Source organism: Thermoactinospora rubra, from assembly GCF_002093975.1.
Taxonomy (GTDB): domain Bacteria; phylum Actinomycetota; class Actinomycetes; order Streptosporangiales; family Streptosporangiaceae; genus Nonomuraea; species Nonomuraea rubra_A.
Genome location: NZ_MSZZ01000024.1, coordinates 35,634 through 55,237 on the forward strand (window position 1 = coordinate 35,634; position 19,604 = coordinate 55,237).

18 protein-coding genes are annotated in these 19,604 nt (G+C 72.9%); 9 read left to right on the forward strand and 9 right to left on the reverse strand.

Annotated elements, in window-relative coordinates; genetic code table 11:
- Position 1 precedes the first annotated feature (1 nt).
- Positions 2-493, reverse strand: a complete 492-nt coding sequence (locus tag BSB02_RS23785) for a COG4315 family predicted lipoprotein (protein WP_206184853.1) — start codon at positions 491-493, stop codon at positions 2-4.
- 211 nt (positions 494-704) lie between these two features.
- Between BSB02_RS23785 and BSB02_RS23790 the strand changes: the two genes are divergently transcribed.
- Positions 705-1,544: a nitroreductase/quinone reductase family protein gene (locus BSB02_RS23790; RefSeq protein WP_084962006.1), complete on the forward strand. Its 840-nt coding sequence runs from the start codon at positions 705-707 to the stop codon at positions 1,542-1,544.
- A 41-nt stretch (positions 1,545-1,585) separates the two neighbouring features.
- Here BSB02_RS23790 and BSB02_RS23795 read toward each other — a convergent pair whose 3' ends face one another.
- On the reverse strand, positions 1,586-2,503 hold the full coding sequence (locus BSB02_RS23795) for a LysR family transcriptional regulator (RefSeq protein ID WP_084962008.1): 918 nt from the start codon (positions 2,501-2,503) through the stop codon (positions 1,586-1,588).
- A 120-nt stretch (positions 2,504-2,623) separates the two neighbouring features.
- Between BSB02_RS23795 and BSB02_RS23800 the strand changes: the two genes are divergently transcribed.
- The 4 genes from BSB02_RS23800 (at position 2,624) to BSB02_RS23815 (ending at position 6,542) form a co-directional block, all read left to right on the forward strand.
- Entirely contained in the window at positions 2,624-3,133 is a 510-nt protein-coding gene (locus BSB02_RS23800) for a nuclear transport factor 2 family protein (protein ID WP_084962010.1), read from the forward strand.
- 90 nt (positions 3,134-3,223) lie between these two features.
- On the forward strand, positions 3,224-3,787 hold the full coding sequence (locus BSB02_RS23805) for an ABC transporter ATP-binding protein (protein WP_158088711.1): 564 nt from the start codon (positions 3,224-3,226) through the stop codon (positions 3,785-3,787).
- A complete protein-coding gene (locus BSB02_RS23810) occupies positions 3,787-6,006 on the forward strand; it encodes a YhgE/Pip domain-containing protein (protein WP_084962014.1) in 2,220 nt (739 codons plus the stop codon). Before BSB02_RS23805 ends, BSB02_RS23810 begins: the two co-directional genes overlap by 1 nt.
- The gene (locus tag BSB02_RS23815; protein WP_084962016.1) at positions 6,003-6,542 is read left to right on the forward strand and encodes a TetR/AcrR family transcriptional regulator; all 540 of its coding nucleotides are present in this window, start codon (positions 6,003-6,005) and stop codon (positions 6,540-6,542) included. Before BSB02_RS23810 ends, BSB02_RS23815 begins: the two co-directional genes overlap by 4 nt.
- Here BSB02_RS23815 and BSB02_RS23820 read toward each other — a convergent pair.
- Positions 6,529-7,389 (reverse strand): NAD(P)-dependent oxidoreductase, encoded by an 861-nt coding sequence (locus BSB02_RS23820; RefSeq protein ID WP_084962018.1) that lies wholly within the window; start codon positions 7,387-7,389, stop codon positions 6,529-6,531. The two genes, BSB02_RS23815 and BSB02_RS23820, sit on opposite strands and share 14 nt — an antisense overlap.
- 63 nt (positions 7,390-7,452) lie before the next feature.
- Between BSB02_RS23820 and BSB02_RS23825 the strand changes: the two genes are divergently transcribed.
- On the forward strand, positions 7,453-10,374 hold the full coding sequence (locus tag BSB02_RS23825) for an AfsR/SARP family transcriptional regulator (protein WP_084962020.1): 2,922 nt from the start codon (positions 7,453-7,455) through the stop codon (positions 10,372-10,374).
- Here the strand turns inward: BSB02_RS23825 and BSB02_RS23830 are convergent.
- On the reverse strand, positions 10,353-10,883 hold the full coding sequence (locus tag BSB02_RS23830; protein WP_084962022.1) for a cysteine dioxygenase family protein: 531 nt from the start codon (positions 10,881-10,883) through the stop codon (positions 10,353-10,355). The genes BSB02_RS23825 and BSB02_RS23830 overlap by 22 nt on opposite strands.
- 64 nt (positions 10,884-10,947) lie before the next feature.
- On the opposite strand from BSB02_RS23830, the gene BSB02_RS23835 reads away from it, so the two are divergent.
- The 3 genes from BSB02_RS23835 (at position 10,948) to BSB02_RS23845 (ending at position 13,278) form a co-directional block, all read left to right on the forward strand.
- Positions 10,948-11,853 (forward strand): LysR family transcriptional regulator, encoded by a 906-nt coding sequence (locus BSB02_RS23835; protein ID WP_084962024.1) that lies wholly within the window; start codon positions 10,948-10,950, stop codon positions 11,851-11,853.
- A 293-nt stretch (positions 11,854-12,146) separates the two neighbouring features.
- Positions 12,147-12,509, forward strand: a complete 363-nt coding sequence (locus BSB02_RS23840; RefSeq protein ID WP_084962026.1) for an NYN domain-containing protein — start codon at positions 12,147-12,149, stop codon at positions 12,507-12,509.
- Positions 12,510-12,657: 148 nt separating this feature from the next.
- Entirely contained in the window at positions 12,658-13,278 is a 621-nt protein-coding gene (locus BSB02_RS23845; RefSeq protein WP_084962028.1) for a LysE family translocator, read from the forward strand.
- On the opposite strand, the gene BSB02_RS23850 is transcribed toward BSB02_RS23845, so the two are convergent.
- Genes BSB02_RS23850 through BSB02_RS23870 form a run of 5 tightly spaced genes read right to left on the reverse strand, consistent with a single transcriptional unit; the run spans position 13,275 to position 19,556 of the window.
- Entirely contained in the window at positions 13,275-14,858 is a 1,584-nt protein-coding gene (locus BSB02_RS23850) for an acyl-CoA synthetase (RefSeq protein ID WP_084962030.1), read from the reverse strand. The genes BSB02_RS23845 and BSB02_RS23850 overlap by 4 nt on opposite strands.
- Positions 14,858-16,006 (reverse strand): thiolase domain-containing protein, encoded by a 1,149-nt coding sequence (locus BSB02_RS23855; RefSeq protein WP_084962032.1) that lies wholly within the window; start codon positions 16,004-16,006, stop codon positions 14,858-14,860. The genes BSB02_RS23850 and BSB02_RS23855 overlap by 1 nt, the downstream gene beginning before the upstream one ends.
- 41 nt (positions 16,007-16,047) lie before the next feature.
- Complete coding sequence (locus tag BSB02_RS23860; RefSeq protein ID WP_084962034.1) at positions 16,048-17,076, reverse strand: lipid-transfer protein; 1,029 nt, start codon at positions 17,074-17,076, stop codon at positions 16,048-16,050.
- On the reverse strand, positions 17,077-17,973 hold the full coding sequence (locus BSB02_RS23865; RefSeq protein WP_084962036.1) for a Zn-ribbon domain-containing OB-fold protein: 897 nt from the start codon (positions 17,971-17,973) through the stop codon (positions 17,077-17,079).
- Between the two features lie 26 nt (positions 17,974-17,999).
- A complete protein-coding gene (locus BSB02_RS23870) occupies positions 18,000-19,556 on the reverse strand; it encodes an acyl-CoA synthetase (protein ID WP_084962038.1) in 1,557 nt (518 codons plus the stop codon).
- Between the last annotated feature and the right edge of the window lie 48 nt (positions 19,557-19,604).

Consider the following 19,604-nt stretch of genomic DNA (forward strand, 5'->3'; position numbering starts at 1 on the left):
ATCAGCCTTTCGCCTTCTCGCCCGACGCGGTGAGCGCGTACCACTCGGCGCCGAACTCCTCCTTGTCGTGCCCGGTGAGGTCCCCGGGCTTGGTGTCGTCGTGGTAGTAGTACAGCGGCCAGTCGCCGTACACGACCTGGGTGCTGCCGTCCCTGCGCTTGACGGTCTTGACGAGCGACTCCTTGGCGCCCTCGCCGGCCTGGGGCTCGCCCTCCGTCAGGTAGGGCGGCCACTCCTCGGCGCATTCGCCGTAGCAGGTGGACTCGCCGTTCCTGTCCTTCTCGAACAGGTACAGCGTGCGGCCGTCGCCGTCCACGAGGATCTTGCCGACCTTGGAGTCCGCGACGCGGACCACCGCGCCGGAGGCGGGCGGGGTCGAGTTCGCCGCGGGATTCGTGGTGGCCGCCGGAGCGGGCGAGGCGGCCTGCTGAGGCGCGCCGCCGCATCCCGTGACCAGGACGAAGGCGGCTGCCGGTATCAGATATCTCCTCATACCCCGGACACGGCGTCGATCAGGCCCCGGTTCAGTCGGGTAAGATCCCTGTCGTGACTGCCGGGTCGGCCAAGGGCCACGAGCGAGTGAGGCACCCGGCCATCGCGTGAGCGCCCGGCGGGCGAGAGGCCCGCCGCTTCTTCCGCGTCGATCTCTTCCGTCCATCGACGAAGCCCAGCGCAGAAGACAACGCCGAAGAAGAAAGCCACGCATGCCCAACGACTTCAACCAGCAGATCATCGAGGAGTTCCGCGCGGGCGGCGGTCGCGTCGGCGGCCCCTTCGAGGGGGCCAGGCTGCTCCTGCTGACCACCACCGGCCCGCGCACCGGAGCCCGGCACACCGTTCCCCTCGCCTACCTGCCCGACGGCGACCGCGTCCTGGTCATCGCCTCGGCGGGCGGCGCGCCACGGCACCCGGACTGGTACCGCAACCTCGTCGCCGACCCCCGCGTGACCGTCGAGGACGGCGTGTTCACCTACGAGGCCGACGCCGTCGTCCTGGAGGGCGCCGAGCGCGACGAGGCGTTCGCCCGCGCCGTCGAAGCCGATCCCGGGTGGGCCGAATACCAGCGCAGGGCCGGCCGCGCCCTGCCGGTGGTGGCGCTGCGCGCGGTTCCCGGACCGCCCAGGCCCAACGCGCCGACCTGGGGCGCGGCGCTCAAGCTCGTCCACGACGCCTTCCGCCGGGAGATCGGCCTGATCAGGAAGGAGGTCGCGGCGTCGGGCGCCGGGCTCGGGGCCCAGCTCCGGGTGAACTGCCTGACGCTCTGCGGGGGCCTGCACCACCACCACACCGCCGAGGACGCGGGGATGTTCCCCGGCCTGGCGGCGAGCCACCCCGAGCTCGCGCCCGTCGTCGAACGGCTCGGCGCCGAGCACGAGAAGATCGCCGCCCTGCTCGAGGACCTGCGGCGAGCCGTGTCGTCGGAGACGGCGGCCCCGCAGGCGGTGCTCGCCGAGGTGGAACGGCTGGCCGGCGAGCTCGAACGCCACCTCGACTACGAGGAGGAGCAGCTGATCCCCCTCCTGGACGCCGCCACCCCCTCCTGAGCCGTGCCGTGCCGCCCGGGGCCGCACTCCCCCGCCCCGGCTCAGCCGTACCCCTGCCGAGGCTCGGGGCGATCGTGGAGGAGGTCGTGGGCGGCCTGGGCGAACGCGCGGACGCGGGCGGTGGCCGCGTCGGCTCGCCACAGCAGCCCCCACTCCAGCGGCGGGGCGTCGTCGAAGGGCACGTAGGTGACGTCCGGGCGCATGTAATAGCGCCTGGCCTGCGCGCCGACGGGCAGGACGCCGTGACCGGCGCCGACCAGGGTGAGCAGCTCGTTGAACGTCGAGGCCGAGGGGCCCGGCCGGATCGGCCGCCCGGCGGGGGTGGTGCGCGGGGTGAGGTCCTCCCGCAGGGAGTCCGGCAGCGAGCCGGGCAGCTGGAGCAGCGTCACCCTGGCCAGGTCCTCCAGGCAGACCCGGTCTCGGCGGGCGAAGGGATGCCGGGACGGCACGGCCAGCATTCGCGCCTCCGACACCAGGACCGGCCCGGTGGCGATGCCGGGTTCGCGGACGGGGAAGATCGTCAGGGCGATGTCGATCTCGCCGTCGTGCAGCCAGGGCATGAGGTCGGCCAGCCGCGTTTCGCGGAGCTCGGCCTCGCAGCCGGGATGGCGCCGCCGCAGCAGCTCGGCGGCCGAGGCGAGCAGCTGCCCGCCCGCGGCGCCGACGAAGGCGGCCCGCAGCGTTCCCGTCACGCCACGGCCGACGGCGGCGGCCTGCTCGACCGCGGCGGCGATCTGGTCCCAGGCGGGCCGTACCCCGTCGTACAGCTGCCGGCCCACCGCGGTCAGCTCCACCCGCCGGCTGGTGCGGTCGAACAGGGGCACCCCGACGCGGCGCTCCAGCTTGGCGATGGTCTGGCTGATCCGGGCGGTGGACACGCGCAGCCGTTCGGCGGTCCGGCCGAAGTGCAGCTCCTCGGCGAGGGTGAGGAAGGCCTCCAGCTCGTGTCGCTCCAGCATGACGCTCCGACCGTTAATCCTGGCTTCACGATTGTTGCACAGGACCGCGTTGATCGGCTCACGGCCGCGGCCGAGAGTGGAACCGCTTGACCGCCATGGGATCGCATGAGGAGCACCCACATGTTCGTCACCCGCGAGTACGCTCTGTCCGCCCCCGCCGCCGACACGGCCGCGGTCGTCCGCGAGCTGCGGGACCGCGCCGAGATCGTCGACGCGCTGTACCGGTTCGGGCTGGGCCAGGACCTGAAGGACAAGGATCTGCTCGCCTCCGCCTTCGCCGCCGACGCCGAGCTCGACTTCCGTCCCGCGGCCGCCAGGTGGGGCGGCCGGCCGCCGGTGATGTCCGGCCGGGACACGATCGCCACCACCATCCTCGCCCTGTTCTCCGGCCGGGTCGACACCACGCACCAGGTGACCAATCCCCGCGTCGTCGTGGACGGCGACAGCGCGCGCCTGACGGCCCTGGTGGAGGCGCAGCACCTGTTCACCGCCGACCACGGCACCTTCGCCCTGCTGAAGAACCTCTACGACGTCGACCTCGTCCGCGACGGGCGGCGGTGGACGATCCACCGCATGCGCATCGACAACGTCTGGTACACCGGCGATCCCACGGCTGTCTTCACCGGCTGACGCCCGGGCCGGCGCGTGGTCGCGGGGACGGCTCCTGTATTCTGATTTGTACTGACTGGTCAGTTCAAATCGGAGGAGGAGACCGCACCGGTGATCGTCGCGAAGGAGCTCGCCGTCGAAGGGGCATATCAGGGGGTCTGTCTCGAAGCGGGCCCGGGCACGCTCACCGCCGTGGCCGGCCCGTCCGGCAGCGGCCGTACCAGCCTCCTGCTGACCCTCGCCGGCCGGATGAAGCCCACCGGCGGCACCCTCGCCGTCGCCGGCCACACCAGGCGCGGCGCCATCCGCAAGGTCGTCGCGCCCGCCCTCGTGGACGGGATGACCGACCTCGACAGGGCCCTGACCGTGCACGAGCACCTGCGCGAGCGGCGGCGCAAGCCGTACGGCCAGGCCCTGGAGACGGTGGGCCTGGCCGTCGCCCCGGGCACCCGGGCGGGCGAGCTGGACCGCGAGCAGCAGGTACGGCTGGGCCTGGCGATGGCGCTGCTGGACGAGCCGCGCGTGATCGTGGCCGACAACGTGGACGCCGGACTGCCGCGGCAAGCCCGGCAGGCGGTCTGGCGGCTCCTGCAGCGCCTCGCCGCGCGGGGCACGACGGTCGTCGCCTCCTGCGTGCACCCCGAGGGCCCCTGCGACCACCTCGTGGAGCTGTGATGAGAGAACTCCGGCGGTTCACCCGCTCGCGCCTGACCCGGCTCGCGCTGGCCGCGGTGGTGCTGCTGCCGCTGCTGTACGCGGGCCTGTACCTGTGGTCCTTCTGGGACCCCCAGGGCCACCTGGACCGCGTGCCCGTGGCGCTGGTCATGGAGGACAGGCCCTCGGGCGGCCTGCACGCCGGGCGCGACCTGGCCGAGGAGCTGCACGAGCGCAAGGTGTTCGACTGGCACGACGTGACCGCCCGCGAGGCGGCCGACGGGGTGCGCGACGGCAGCTTCTACCTGTCCCTGACCATCCCGGCCGACTTCAGCCGGCGGCTGCGCAGGCCGCCCGCCCATCTCGGCGTCGAGGTGGACACCGGCCGCTCCTACATCATGGGCTCGATCTCCGACGCCGTCTTCGGCGAGGTGCGCGCGGCGGCGGCCAGGACTGCCATCGGCGAGTACTTCGACCAGGTCTTCCTGTCCTTCGGCGACATCCACGACAAGACGGTCGAGGCCGCCGACGGAGCGAGCCGGCTGCACGACGGCACCCGCAGGGCCGACGACGGCGCGGCCAGGCTGAACCAGGGGCTGGGCAGCGCCGAGTCCGGCGTCCGGCAGCTCAGCACCGGCCTCGGCTCGGCCAACTCGGCGACCGCCAGGCTGGCCGACGGCTCGTCCAAGGTCACCGCAGGGCTGGCCACCCTGGAGGAGAAGACCGGCGAGCTGCGCGACGGCCTGGCCAGGCTGCGGCGGGAGGGCACCCGCGAGCTGGCGCGGGGCAGCCGGGAGGCGTACGAGCAGGTGCACGCCGAGTCGGGCAAGGTCAACCAGCTGGCCGACAGGTACGTGCCCCTGCTGAACGAGTACGGCCCGCAGGTGGCGGAGGCGGCCGAGGGTGTGGCGGACGCGGCCGACGCGGTCGTCGGCGGGCTGGAGGAGCTGTCGGGCCGGGTCGGCGGCGACGCCCAGCAGGCCGCGCACAAGGCACGGGCCGCCCTCGACTCCCTCCCGCCCGACGCCGACCCGCGGACCCGCGAGCTGCTGCGGGCGGCCGCGGATGCCGCCGAGCGGGCCGCGAGCCAGGCCGCCACGCTCGACCAGCGGCTCGGCGGCGCCTCCGAGCTGCCCGGCCGGGCGCGCGAGCTGGCGCGCGTGGCCCGCCGGCTCGCCGCGATCGCGCCCGAGCTGGGTCCCCGCCTGGAGGAGGTCAGGGACAAGGTCAACCAGCTCGACGCGGGCCTCGCCCGGCTCGCCGAGGGCGCGGCCACCGTCGACGCCAAGCTGGGCCAGGCGGCGCAGGGCGCGACCAAGCTGGCGGACGGCGTGGGCAAGCTCCACGACGGCTCAGCCCAGGTGAGCGACGGGCTGGGCCGGCTGGGCGGCGGCCTGGTCAGGCTGAGCGACGGCGCGACCCGGCTGCGCGCGGGCGTGGACCGGCTGCACGACGGCGCGGGAAGCCTGGACAGGGGCCTGGACCGGCTGGCCGACGGCTCCAAGGACCTGGCCGACGGGCTGTCCGACGGCGCGGGCCGGATCCCCGACTACGACAAGCGGGAACGGCAGGAGCGCGCCGCCGACATGAGCGATCCGGTACGGCTGGCCAAGGACGTGGACAACGCGGTGCCCAACTACGGCACCGGTTTCGCCCCGTTCTTCGTCCCGCTGGCGCTGTGGGTCGGCGCGATGATCGCCTACATGGTGCTCCGCCCGCTCAACCCCCGCCTGCTGGCCGGAACCCGCCCGGCGCTGAGCGTCGCCCTGGCGGGCTGGCTGCCCGCCGTGGCGCTGGGCTTCGCGCAGGTCGGCGTGCTGCTCGCGGTCCTGCGCTTCGGCCTGGGGCTGGAGGCGGCGCACTGGGCCGGCGTGGCCGGGCTGCTGCTGCTGACCACCGCTGCGTTCCTGGCGCTGGTGCAGGCCGTCAACGCGCTGCTCGGACCGCCCGGGCGGGTGGCGGCGCTGGCGCTGCTCATGCTCCAGTTGACCTCGGCGGCCGGGACGTACCCGATCGAGACCTCGCCCGGGTTCTTCCGGACGATCTCGCCTTGGCTGCCGATGAGCTGGGTGGTGGCGGCGCTGCGCAGGCTGGTGAGCGGTGGCGACCTGGCCGTGGTGTGGCAGGCTTGCGGCGTGCTGACCGCGTTCCTCATCCTCGGCCTGTCGCTCACGGTGCTCGCCGTGACGCGCGGCCGTACCTGGACCCCGCGCCGCCTGCACCCGGAGCTGTCGCTGTGAGCAGGCAGCAGACCCGGCTGAAGGTGTTCGCCGCGGCCATCGAGCTGATGGCCGAGCAGGGCTACACCGCCACCACGGTCGAGGCCATCGCCGAGCGCGCCGGGGTGGCCAAGGGCACCGTCTTCTACAACTTCGGCAGCAAGGAGCGGCTGTTCGCGCAGCTGCTCGACTACGGCATCGACCTGCTCGCCCAGGCCATGGCGGAGGCGGCGCCCGAGGGGCTGGACGCGGTCGTGCTGGCGCAGCTGCGGTTCTTCGCCCGCTACGGGCCGTTCGCCCGCGTGCTGCTCGGCGAGATGTGGCGGACGGCGTGGCAGGCGGCGGTGACCCGGCTCCGGGAGGAGGCGATCGGGGTCTACGTCCAGGTGCTGCGCGGCAAGGTGCCCGACGCGCAGCTGGGCACGGCGGCCACCGCGCTGTTCGGCATGGTGCTCACGGTGTCGATCGAGCGGGCGGCCCTCCATCCGGACCGCCCGGTGGAGCAGGTCCACGCCACGCTGGTGGACCTGCTGCACAGCCGCGTCACCGCGTCCTGATCACCTCCGAGACGCTGCCCAGCCCTTCCGCGCCATGGCCTGCCTCGACCGCCCGCCGGAAGAGATCCTTCAGCGCCGCCGGGAAGGAGGCGTCCAGCCCCGCCTGCCGTACCGCCTCCACGACGTGCTCCATGCCGACGGCCTGCATGCGCAGGTTGTTCAGCTCGCCCGGGTAGACGCCCTTCTCCAGCTCCCCGGCCAGCTCGGTGACGAACCCCATCGGCCCGTCGTCGGCCATCGCGGCGAGCATCTCGATGGCGTACGGCCGCAGCCGCTCGGCACCGCCCACGAGCGCCGCGCCGTACATGAAGGAGGTCAGCGTGGTCCAGAAGACGAGCAGCAACGCCTGGTAGTAGGCCATGGCCAGCCCGTGGTCCGCGCCCACGTACCGCACCTCGCCCAGCGCGCGCAGCGTGCCGGCGTGGGCCTGAAGCGGCTCCTCGGGGCCGCTGTAGAAGGCGTAGGCGGCCGGCGTGCCGATGCCGGGCGGCGGCACCATGATGCCGCCGGCGACCAGCTCGCCGCCCCTCTCCCGCACCCAGCCCGCCGCCTCGCGCAGCGTGGCCGGGGTGTCGGAGCTGAGGTTCACCAGCACCTTGCCGGTCAGGTCGGCCGAGCCGAGGCTGTCGTACATCGCCTGGTAGTCGAGCTGGCTGAACACCACGAGGTCGCTCGCCGCCACGGCCTCGGCGGCGGTGGCCGCGCCCGCCGCGCCCCTGGCCACGAGCGGCCCGGCCTTGGCGGCCGTACGGTTCCACACGGTCACGGAATGGCCCTCGTCCAGGAACCGGGCGGCCATCGCCGACCCCATCGCGCCCAGCCCGATCACGGTCACGTTCTTCGTCATGCCACCAGGCTGGCGCGACCGGCTACGGGAACCCTACGGAACCGCTACGGCTAGCCTGGTGGCGTGCGTTTCGGGGTGCTGGGGCCGCTCGCGGTGTGGACGGACGACGGCGCCCCGGTCGCGGTCCACGACACCAAGGTCCGGGCGCTGCTGGCCGACCTGCTGCTCCACGCGCCGCGTCCCGTCTCGGCGGACCGCCTGGTCGAGGACCTGTGGGAGGACCGCCCGCCACGCAACCCCACGGGCACCCTGCAGGCCAGGGTCTCCCAGCTCAGGACCGCCCTGGGCGACCGCTCGCTGGTCATCCGGCACCCGGCCGGCTACGCCGTCGCGGCCGATCGGCTCGACCTGCGGGATTTCGACGCGCTGCTGGCGCGGGCCCGCGACGACCGCGACGACCGCGCCAAGGCCGCGCTGCTGGCCGACGCGCTGGCGCTGTGGCGCGGCGACGCGCTGGCCGACCTGGCCGACTTCGCCTTCGCGCGGACCGCGGCCGCCGCGCTGGAGGAGCGGCGCCTGACGGCGCTGGAGGACTGGGCCGAGGTACGGCTGGGCCTCGGCGAGCACGCCGAGACGGCCGCGGAGCTCGACGACGCGGTGCGGCGCCACCCGTTGCGCGAGCGGCTGCGCGCCCTCCACCTCAAGGCCCTCTACCGGACCGGACGGCAGGCCGAGGCACTGGCCGGCTACCGGGCGTTCCGCGAGCTGCTGGCCGAGGAGCTGGGCGTCGACCCCGGGCCCGAGCTGGCCGCGCTGCACCAGGCGATCCTGCGGCACGACCCGGCGCTCGCCGTACCGCAGGCCCGGCCGGCGAGCAACCTCCCGGCCCCGGCCACCGGGCTCGTGGGGCGGGAACGCGAGACGCGGCGGGTGTGCTCGCTGCTGGAGGCCCATCGCCTGGTGACGCTCACCGGACCCGGCGGGGTGGGCAAGACCCGGCTGGCGCTGGAGGCGGCGGGCCGCGCCAGGGACGGCGCCTGGTCCGCGGAGCTGCAGGACGGCGCCTGGTTCGTGGAGCTGGCCGCCTGCCGCGGCGCCGCCGAGGTGGCCGCGACCGTCTCCGCGGCCCTCGACCTGCCCGACGACGTCCCGCTGGCGCGGGCGCTGCGGGGCAGGCGGATGCTGCTGGTGCTCGACAACTGCGAGCAGGTCGTGGAGGAGGTGGCCGGGCTGGTCCAGGAGCTGCTGGCGGCTTCGCCGTACCTGCGGATCCTGGCCACGAGCCGGCAGTCGCTCGCGGTGCCCGCGGAGGCGCTGGCCGAGGTGCCGCCGCTGGACCCGGACGCCGCGGCCGAGCTGTTCCGCGCCCGGGCTCTGGCCGCCGGGGCGTCGCTCGGTGCGGAGGACGCCGAGGCGGTGGCGGCCGTCTGCCGGCGGCTCGACGGGCTGCCGCTCGCGCTGGAGCTGGCCGCCACGAGGGTCAGGACGCTGGGCGTGCGGGAGCTGGTGGCACGGCTGGACGACCGGTTTTCCGCTCTGGGCGTGGAGCTGCGCGGCGTCCCGGCCCGGCAGCGCACGCTGCGCGCGATGATCGACTGGAGTTGGGATCTGCTCACCGAGCCCGAACGGGTGATGCTGCGGCGGCTGGCCGTCCACGCCGACGGGTGCACGCTGGAGGCGGCCGAGGCGGTGTCCGGACCGGCCGACGTCCTGGCCAGGCTGGTGGACAAGTCGCTGGTCGTGGCCACCCAGGGACCGCGGTACCGGCTGCTGGAGTCCATCGCCGCCTACGCCGCCGGCCGGCTGGCCGAGTCCGGCGAGGAGGAGGCGGTCCGCGAGCGGCACCGGCGCCACTACCTGGAGCTGGCGGAACGGGCCGAGCCGCTGTTGCGCGGGCCGGACCAGCGCGAGTGGCTGGCCCGGCTGGACGCCGAGTCGGCCAACCTGCGCCTGGCGCTGGACGGCGCGCCGCCGCCCGTCGCACGGCGGCTGGTCACCGCGCTGGCCTGGTACTGGCACCTGCGCGGGCGGCTGGCGGAGGGCCGGGCGCACCTGGCCGCCGCGGCGGGCGACGACCCCACGGCCCGGGCGTGGCTGGCCGGGTTCGCCGCCGCCCTGGGCGAACCCGGCGTCGAGCCGGAGGAGGGCGCCCACCCGCGTGCCGCCTGGTTCCTCGGGTACGTGCGCTGGGCCTACGGCGACCTGGCCGCCAACGAGCGGCGCATCCTGCGCGCGCTGGCGGCCGCGGAGGCGATCGGCGACACGTGGACCGTCGCGGCGGCGCTCGCCGTCCGCTCCCGCCTGGCCCTGGGACGCGGCGACCTGGAGACGGCCCGCCGGGACGGCGAGCGCGGCCTGGCCCTGTTCCGCGAGCTGGGCGACGCCTGGGGCCAGGTCGAGGCCGGCGAGGCGCTGGGCTCCCTGGCGGAGACGACCGGCGACTACGAGCGTGCCGCCGAGCTGCGTGCCGAAGGGCTCCACCTGGCCGAACGGCTGGGCCTGTGGCCGCAGGTGGCCTTCGCGCTCGCCCGGCTGGGCCGTACGGCGATGCTGACCGGAGACCTGGACCGCGCCCAGGACCTGCACGAGCGGGCCGTACGGCTGGCCGCCGCGCAGTCCCACCGGTCGGCGCTGGAGTTCGCCGAGGTGGGGCTGGGCATGGTGGCCCGGCGGCGGGGGCGGCTGGAGGAGGCCGAGCGCCGGCTCGGCGCCTGGCTTGGCTGGCTCGGCGAGGTGCGCGGCACCGCCGGGACCGCGTTCGTGCTGGCCGAGCTGGGCTTCGTCGCCGAGCAGCGCGGGGACGCCGAGACGGCCCTGGCGTTGCAGCAACAGGGCTATGAGGCGGCACGCGCCACCGGCGATCCCCGGGCGGTCGCGCTGGCGCTGGAAGGGCTGGCCGGGGCCCGCTCGCTGGCCGGTCGCGCGAGCGAGGCCGCCGCGTTGCTGGCCGAGGCGGCGGCGCTGCGGGAGTCGGTGGGCGCCCCGCTGCCGCCGGGCGAGCGCGCCGACGTCGATCGGATCCGTCAGCGGATCGGCAGGTCGTAGACGCGGCGCACGCTGCTGCCGGTCTTGCCGATATCGGCGCCGTAGATGTGGATGGACACGCCCGTCTCGTCGCTGGTGTTGACGACCGCGTGGATGTCGCCGGGCGGGGCGAAGCCGCTGACGTCGCCCGGCCGGTTGTCGGCCCGGCCGATCTCCACCAGGTGGTCGCCCATGTCACGGTAGAGCGTCTCGTGCTCGTTGCCGCTGACCACGCCGAAGGCGCACCACGCGAGGTGGTCGTGGATCGCCGTCCGCTGCCCGGGCCGCCAGACCACCGCCACGATGGAGAACTCCTCCTGCGTGTGCAGGGGGAAGGAGTGGTAGCTGCCGGGCATGCCCTCACGCTCCCGCGGGGTGAGGATGTCGAGTCCCGGAAGGTTCGCGCGCAGCATGTCGGCCACGGCCACGGCGGTCCGCCGCGGCGGCAGCCGCCTCGCCACGATCTCCCGGACGCCCTCGATCAGGACGTCCAGGCCGGGCCGGATGGTTGTCGTCACCGTGATGCTCATACCTCCACGGTCCACCCGACCCCACCTATAGGTCCAACAGAAGTATTTAGGGTTATCTATAGACATGCTCGATGTATCCCGGCTGCGCGTCCTGGTCGCCGTCGCCCGCCACGGTTCGGTGACGGCCGCGGCGCGCGAGCTGCACTACGCCCAGCCCTCCGTCAGCCACCACCTGGCCCGGCTGGAGGCCGAGACGGGCGCCAAGCTCATCCAGCGGGTCGGCCGCGGCATCCGCCTCACCGAAGCCGGGCGGCTCCTCGCCGAACGCGCCGCCGAGATCATCGCCCGGCTCGACGCCGCCTCCGAGGAGCTGGCCGCCCACGTCGGCCTGCGTTCCGGCCGGGTACGGCTGGCCGCCTTCCCCTCGGCGCTGGGCACCTTCATCCCGGCGGCGGCCCGCCACCTGACGGCCGCGCATCCCGGCCTGCACCTGCAGCTCACCGAGACCGAACCGCCCGAAGCCCTGCGCCTGCTCCACGCGGGCCGGGTCGACGTCGCGGTGATCTTCCGCTACGACGACACGGCGCCGGAGGACGGCGACATCCGGATGATCCACCTGCTCGACGACCCGAGCTACCTGATCTCCCCGTGGCCGCTCGCGAGCGGGGAGCTGGCGCCTCACGCGGAGGCGCGGTGGATCGCGGGCTGCGACAGGTGCCGCAGCCACCTGCTGGACATGTGCGCCCGGGAGGGCTTCCACCCGCGCATCGGGTTCACCAGCGACGACATCGTGGCCGTCCAGGCGCTGGTGGCCGCGGGGATCGGGCTCACGGTGCTGCCGGGCCTGGCGTTGCGGGCGCACCGGCATCCGGACGTGGGGGTGGCGCGCATCCCGGGGTCGACGCGGCACGTGTTCGCGGCGGTGTACGGCGAGCCGCCGGACCAGCCGGGAACCGCGGCGCTGCTGGCCGCCCTGCGTGAGGCCGTGTCGTCCCTCGCTCACTCTTTCGAGGAATCGGCCGTGAGATGACGGTGTGTGACGATATCTTTACGGCATGTTGACTAATGTCTATGTGGACGGCTTCAACCTGTACTACGGCTGTCTCAAGGACACGCGCTACAAGTGGCTCGATCTCGGAGCTCTGACCCAGCGGCTGTTGCCGCACAACCACATCCATCGCATCCGGTACTACACCGCTCGGGTCATCCCCCGTCCCGACAACCCTGGACAGCACCAGCGCCAGGACTTCTATCTCCGAGCACTCGCGACGATCCCCAACCTCAGCATTCACCTGGGGCCGTTTCCAGGTACAATCCGTCCGCATGCGCCTGGCGCATCCGCCGGCCAACGGTCCGTCCACCGTGGAGGTGATCAAGACGGAGGAGAAGAGCACCGATGTCAACCTCGCAACCGACCTCCTCCTGGACGCCTTCCGCAACGACTGCCAGGTGGCTGTGATCATCTCCAACGATGCCGACTTGGCCGGGCCGATTCGAGCAGTCCGGCACGAACTCGGTCTGAAGGTGGGCATCGTGAACCCGACGCGCCGCCACCACAGCCCCTACCTGCTGGCCACGCAGCCGACCTTCTTGAGGAAGATCCGCGAAAGCGCGCTTCAGGCTTCGCAGTTCCCGGAGAAGCTGACCGACGAGCACGGCGACTTCTGCAGGCCGCAAGGGTGGTAAAAAGTGCAAGGCCTCGTCCGACGGACGAGGCCTGCGCCCGGCTGGGAACGTGTCCCGCCGAGGGTCTCTGAGATCAGTAAACAGTATCCCCGCGTGACTGTCAAATCACCTGCGGTAAACAGGTTGACGCCCTTCTTACGATGGCCCCATGCCCGACCTCGGAATGCTCGCCCTCTTCTGCGCCGCCACCCTCGGTCTCCTCCTCGTCCCCGGGCCCGCGGTCGTCTACATCGTCACCCGCAGCGTCGTCCAGGGGCGGGTCGCCGGGCTGGTGTCGGTGGCGGGCATCCACCTCGGCTCGATGGTGCACGTCCTGGCCGCCACGCTGGGCCTGAGCGCCATCCTCGCGGCCTCCGCGACGGCGTTCACGATCGTCAAGTGGGCCGGCGTCGCCTACCTGCTCTTCCTCGGCGTCCGGGCGTTGCTGCGCAAGGAGGCCACCGAGGAGGTCGAGCTGACGGCGCACAGCAGGAAGCGCCTGTTCTGGGAGGGGTTCGTGGTCAACGTGCTGAACCCCAAGACCGCGATCTTCTTCCTGGCGTTCCTGCCGCAGTTCGTGGACACCGCCTCGCCGGTGGCGCCGCAGATCCTCGTCCTGGGCGCGATCTTCACCGTGTTCGGCATGACGACCGACAGCGCCTACGCCCTGGCCGCCTCCGCGCTGGCCGGGAAGCTGCGCGGCTCGGCGCGGGCCCGCAGGCGGCTGGACGTCGGCAGCGGGCTGGTGTACCTGGGCCTGGGCGCCTACCTGGCCGCGAGCAAGAACTAGCCGCCGGCTGCCGCCTGCGCCGTCTGCCTGGCCCACCGGTAGTCGGCCTTGCCCGCCAGCGAGCGCACCATCTCCGCCACGAAGGCGTACGTCCGCGGCACCTTGTACCCCGACAGCCGCCCCCGGCAGTAGGCGTCCAGCTCCTCGGCCGTCACGCTCTCCCCCGGGCGCGGCTCGACGACGGCGGCCACCCTGCTCCCCCAGCGCTCGTCCGGGATCCCGGTCACCACGGCGTCGAAGACCTTGGGATGCCCCTTGAGCACGGCCTCGACCTCCTCGGGGAAGACCTTCTCCCCGCCGGTGTTGATGCACTGCGAGCCGCGCCCGAACACGGTGATCGTGCCGTCCGGTTCCACGGTGGCCAGGTCGCCGGTCAGCAGCCAGCGCGTCCCGTCCGCGTCGGTGACGAACGTCTTGGCCGTCTTGCCGGGGTCGTTGTAGTAGCCGAAGGCGATGTGCCCGCTCTTGGCGACCGTGCCCAGCTCGCCGGGCCGTACCGGCTGGAGCTTGTCGTCCAGCACCGCCAGCCGCGCGGTGGCGTTGGGCTGGTACCGCAGCCCGTTCTCCGGCCGCGACCCGGCCACGCCCGAGGCCGTGTACCCCGACTCGGTCGACCCGAAGTTGTCCAGGATCATCACGTTGGGAAGTAATTCCTGCAGCCGGTCGCGGACCGCGCCCGACAGGATCGCGCCCGTGGAGCTGATGACGAACAGCGACGACACGTCATAGGAACCCGCCGCCAGCGCCTCGGCCATCGGACGGGCCATCGCGTCGCCCGTGATGTTCATCGTGAACACCCGCTCCCGCTCGACGGTCCGCCAGACCTCGGCGGCGTCGAACTTGCGCACGTAGACGATCGTCGCGCCCATCCACCACGCGATGAACGTGGCCATCTGCGCGGCGCCGTGCATGAGCGGCGCCACCGCCATCATGATCATCGGGTTGGCCTTGGCCGCCTCGTCGATCACCTCCTGCGGCGTCGCGCGCGGCTCGCCGTACGGGTTGCCCCCGCCAAAGGCCATGAACAGGTCCTCCACGTGCCACATCGCGCCCTTCGGCATGCCGGTGGTGCCGCCGGTGTAGATGATGTACACATCCTGCCCCGACCGCTTCGGGAAGCCGCGCGTGGCGGGCATGCCCTCCAAGGCCCGCCGGTACGGCACGGCCGCCGGGATCCCCGGCTCCCCGCCGACCGCGACGAGGTGCCGCAGCTCGGGCGCGTCCGGGGCGACGGCGGCCACGCGGCGCTCGAACTCCACGTCGTACAGCAGCGCGACGATGTCGGAGTCGGTGTAGAGGTAGCGCAGCTCGTCCTCGACGTAGCGGTAGTTGACGTTGACGGGGACCGCGCGGATCTTCAACGCGGCCAGCATGGCGGCCACGTACTCGATGCCGTTGTAGAGCTGGATCCCCACGTGCCTGCCCGGCTCGACGCCCTGCTCCAGCAGGTGGTGGGCGAGCCGGTTGGCGTGCGCGTCCAGCTCGGCGAAGGTCAGGCGCTCGGCGCCGCAGACGACCGCCACCCGGTCGCCGATCGCGTCGGCGAGGCCCTCGAACAGGTCGGCGTGGTTGAACTCCATCAGGGTTTCTCGCTTCCGACGATCCACATCGCGAAGAACTGCGCGCCCCCGCCGTAGGCGTGCCCGAGAGCCCGCCTGGCCCCGTCCACCTGGTGCTCCCCCGCCATCCCCCGCACCTGCAGCGCCGCCTCGGCGAACCTGATCAGCCCGGACGCGCCGATCGGGTTGCTGGACAGCACGCCGCCGGAGGCGTTCCACGGGATGTCGCCGTCCAGGGCCGTCGCGCCCGACTCGGTCAGCTTCCAGCCCTCGCCCTCGGCGGCGAAGCCGAGGTTCTCCAGCCACATCGGCTCATACCAGGAGAACGGCACGTACACCTCGGCCACGTCGATGTCGCGCCGGGGGTCGGCGATGCCGGCCTGGCCGTACACGTCGGCGGCGCAGTCCTTGCCGGCCTGCGGGTTCACGGTGTCCCGGCCGGCGCGGAAGATCGGCTCGGACCGCATCGCCGTACCGTGGACCCACGCCGGGGTGCCCGTGACCGCCTGCTCCGAGGCCAGGACCATCGCGCAGGCGCCGTCGCTGGACGGGCAGGTCTCCAGGTAGCGGATCGGCTCCCACAGCATCGGGGTCGACTCGACCATCTCGCGGCTGATGCCGTGGATCTTGAGGTGGGCGTAGGGGTTCTTCAGCGCGTTGAGCCGGTCCTTGACGGCGACCAGCGTGCCGATGTGGGCGGGGGCGCCGCTGCGGCGGATGTACTCGCGGATGTGCGGGGCGAAGTAGCCGCCCGCGCCGACCACCAGCGAGGCGTTGAACGGCAGGTGCGTCGACAGGGCCCAGGTGGCGTTGGACTCCGACTGCTTCTCGAAGGCGACCACCAGGACCCGGTCGTGCACGCCGCCCTGGATCAGGCTCGCCCCCACCAGCGCCGTCGACCCGCCGACGCTGCCGGCCGTGTGCACGCGCATCATCGGCTTGCCCGCCGCGCCCAGGGCGTCCGCGAGGTACGCCTCGGGCATCATCACGCCTTCGAACAGGTCGGGCGCCTTGCCGACGACGACGGCGTCGATGTCGGCGAACGTCAGGCCGGCGTCCTCCAGGGCGCGCAGGGCGGCCTCGCGCACCAGCCCGGCGATGGAGACGTCCTGGCGTTTGGTGGTGTACTTCGTCTGCCCGACGCCGATCACCGCGCAGCGGTTACCCACGGTTCCTCACCCTCACGACCCTCATGGCGTTCGTGTGCATGTCAGGCCTCCAGGACGGCGACGAGGTTGTGCTGGAGGCAGGGGCCGCCGGCGGCGTGCGCGACGGTGCGGGAGGCGGAGCCGTCGAGGATGCGGCGGGCGGCCTCGCCGATGCGGATGAGGCCGGTGGCCATGACCGGGTTGGCCGCCAGCGGGCCGCCGGAGGGGTTGACGACCGTGTCGGCGGGAAGCTCCAGCGCCTCGCGGAGGATGATCTCCTCGTGGCTGAACTGCGCGTGCAGCTCCGCCACCTCCACGGGGCCCTTGCCGACCCCCGCCGCTCGTGCGGCATCGGCGGCGGAGGCCGACCGGGCAAGATCCCGCATACCCAGGTAGTGAGGCTCTATGCGATGCGCGATGCCTCTGATGAAGGCGGGGCGCGTGGCGAGTTCCCCGGCGCGGTCGCCGGCCGCCAGCACCACCGCCGCCGCCCCGTCCGTCACCGGCGCGACGTCGTGCGCCTTGAGCGGCTCGACGAGGAAGCCGCCGTCCTCGTCGGCGGGCAGGTCCAGCGCGTAGGGGTTCTCCCGGCCTGCGGTACGGCTGCGCCGTACGATCCGGTCGAGCTCGTCGCGGGAGGCGCCGAGGGCCGACGCCTGGAGCGCCGCGTAGGAGAGCTGGTCCAGCCCGAGCGGCGCCAGGTAGTACGGGTCCAACTGGAGCGTCATGATGGCGCGCAGGTCGCCCATCGACGACTTGCCGAAGCCGTAGACCAGCGCCGTGTCCGCGTCGCCGTGCTGGAGGCGCACCCAGGCCTCGTACAGCGCCCAGGCCGCGTCCATCTCGACGTGCGACTCGGAGATCGGCGGCCACGCGCCGAGCGCGTCGAGCGCCGAGACGAAGGAGAAGGGCGCCCCCGCGAGGTAGTCGCAGGATCCCGAGCAGGTGAAGTCGAAGCGCCGCAGCCCGGTCTGGGCGCGCACCTCCTCGAGGACGGGCAGGATGAGCTCCGGCTCGCTCGCGCCGGTGTCGTGGCCGGTGTGCCGGGTCTGGGCGAAGGCGACGACGGCCACGTCCCTTACCTGTCGCATCTACAGCTCCACATCCGGCTCGCCCGTCGGGGTGAACCACTTGACGCTGGACATCGACGGCGTGCGTTCCTCGGCGGGCGCCCACTCGGCCCTGACGCGCATGCCCTGCCGTACCTCGTGGGCGGGGACGCCGCCGACGAGCGCGATCATGGGGATGTCGGCGCCGTCGAGGAGGATGTAGGCGGAGATGAAGGGCACCTCGGGGGCGCGGGGGTCGGGGAGGTTGTTGATCGCGAAGGTGGTGACCGTGCCGGTGCCGGGCAGCTCCACCTCCTCGCCGATCACGTTGCCGCATTCCGGGCAGGAGACGCGGATGGGAACGTACACCTTGTCGCAGGCGGCGCACCGGCCGCCGCGGAAGACGCCGTCCCTGATCCCTTCCAGGAAGCGGGTGAGGGAGGCGCTCGCGCGGATCCTGTACTCGGCCCGGGTCGGCGAGACGATCATCGTGACCTCGGGGACGAAGCACGCGATGTCGGTGATGCCGCCCTCCCGGTCGGTCTTCCAGCGCGGCCGCACGCGCAGCCCGGGGCGCATCGCCTTGGGATTGCCCGCGTCCACGGCGTGCACGAGGGCGGTGTCCGCGCCGTCCATCCTGATCAGCGCCCACGCGAACGGCCGGTCGAGCGGGTGCTCCTTGCGCGGCTCGTGCACCCAGGCCCAGGCCGTCACCGTGCCCGCCGGACCGACCTCGACCCACTCGCCGGTGACGGGCTCGCCGGTGGCCGGGTCGTACTCCAGGGGCGGCACCAGCACCCGGCCGCCGGCGGTCTTGACGCCGACGACGCGGCCGTCGCGCAGCTCGGTGAGGAAGCGCCCGATCACCGGTCCGGTCGAGCGGGTGTAGCCGCCGGGGAACTCCAGCACGTGGTCGGCGACGAGGGGCTCACTGGTCATCGGCTCTCCAGCGGGTCAGATGGCACTCAGATGGCACGGTCGCGCCCGGCCCAGTACGGGTCGCGGAGCTTGCGCTTGAGGAGCTTGCCGTTGGGCTCGCGCGGCATCTCGTCGATGAAGTCGATCGACTTGGGCCACTTCATCCGCGCCAGCCGTCCCTCCAGGGAGGCCAGGATCTCGCGGGCCAGCTCGGGTCCGGGCGCGACGCCGGGGGCGGGCTCGACGACGGCCTTGATCTGCTCGCCCCACTCCTCGTCGGGGATGCCGAAGACGGCCACGTCCGCGACCTTGGGGTGGACCATGATCTCGTTCTCGATCTCGGCGGGGTAGATGTTCGTCCCGCCGGAGATGATCATGTCGGCCTTGCGGTCGCACAGGTAGAGGAAGCCGTCCTCGTCGAGGTAGCCGATGTCGCCGACGGTGAAGTAGTCGTCCAGGCGGGACGCCTCGGTCTTGGCCCTGTCGCCCTTGTACTCGAAGGAGACGCCCATCATCTTCATGTAGATGGTCCCGGGCGTGCCGGTGGGGACGGGTTTGAGGTCGTCGTCCACGATGAGGATCTCGCTGATCGGCCAGGCCTTGCCGACCGTGCCGGGGTGCGCCTTCCAGTCCTCGGGCGTGGCCAGCGTGCCGCCGCCCTCGGTGGCCGCGTAGTACTCGTAGACGACGTCACCCCACCAGTCGAGCATCGCCTGCTTGACGGGGATGGGGCATGGCGCGGCCGCGTGGATCATCCACTTGAGGGAGGATAAATCGTATTTGTCACGGATGGATGGCGGCAGCGCCAGCAGCCGCTTGAAGTGCGTGGGCACCATGTGGGAGCTGGTCACGCGGTACCGCTCGCACAGCCGCAGCGTCTCCTCCGCGTCCCACTTGTCCATGTAGACGAGCGTGTGGCCCATGTGCAGGGCCGTACCGCCGAACTGGGTGACCGCGGTGTGGTAGTTGGGCGAGGTGACCAGGTGCGCGTTGGGCTGCCCTGGCGTGATGCCGAACAGCGTGAGCAGGAAGGTCATCAGCTCGGCTCCGTCGTCGGGGTCGAGCCCGCTGAGCCTGCGCCTGACGCCCTTCGGCTTGCCGGTCGTGCCCGAGGTGTAGTGCATGGTGGCGCCTGCCGTACGGTCCGGCGGCAGGGCGGTGGGGCGGCCGTCGGTCAGGTCGGAGAACGGGCGGAAGCCGGGCACGGAACCGGGCTCAGTACAGAAGGCGAAGCGCCGGGACGGCTCGATCGCCTCCGCGGCCCGCGTCCCTTCGGTGGCGTAGCGCTCGTGCACGAAGAACGCCCTGGCCTCGCTGTCGGCGACGATGTAGGCGATCTCCGGCCCGGTCAGGTGCCAGTTGACGGGCGTGTAGTACCAGCCCGCCTGGAGCGCGGCCAGGTACAGCACCAGCCCGTCGACCCCGTTGGGCACCAGGCCGCAGATGCCGTCGCCGGGCCGCAGGCCGAGCTCGCGCAGGCCGTACACGAGCTGGTTGGCCCGGGCGAGCAGGTCGCCGGCGCGGTGCTCCGTGCCGTCGGGGTCCACGGCGGCGATCCAGCCGGGATCCGCCTGCGCCAGCCTCCAGAAGCCGAGCGTGCCCATCGGAACTCCCTCGCAGGTCGTTGCGTCGGCGATCGGAGCGAATCACGT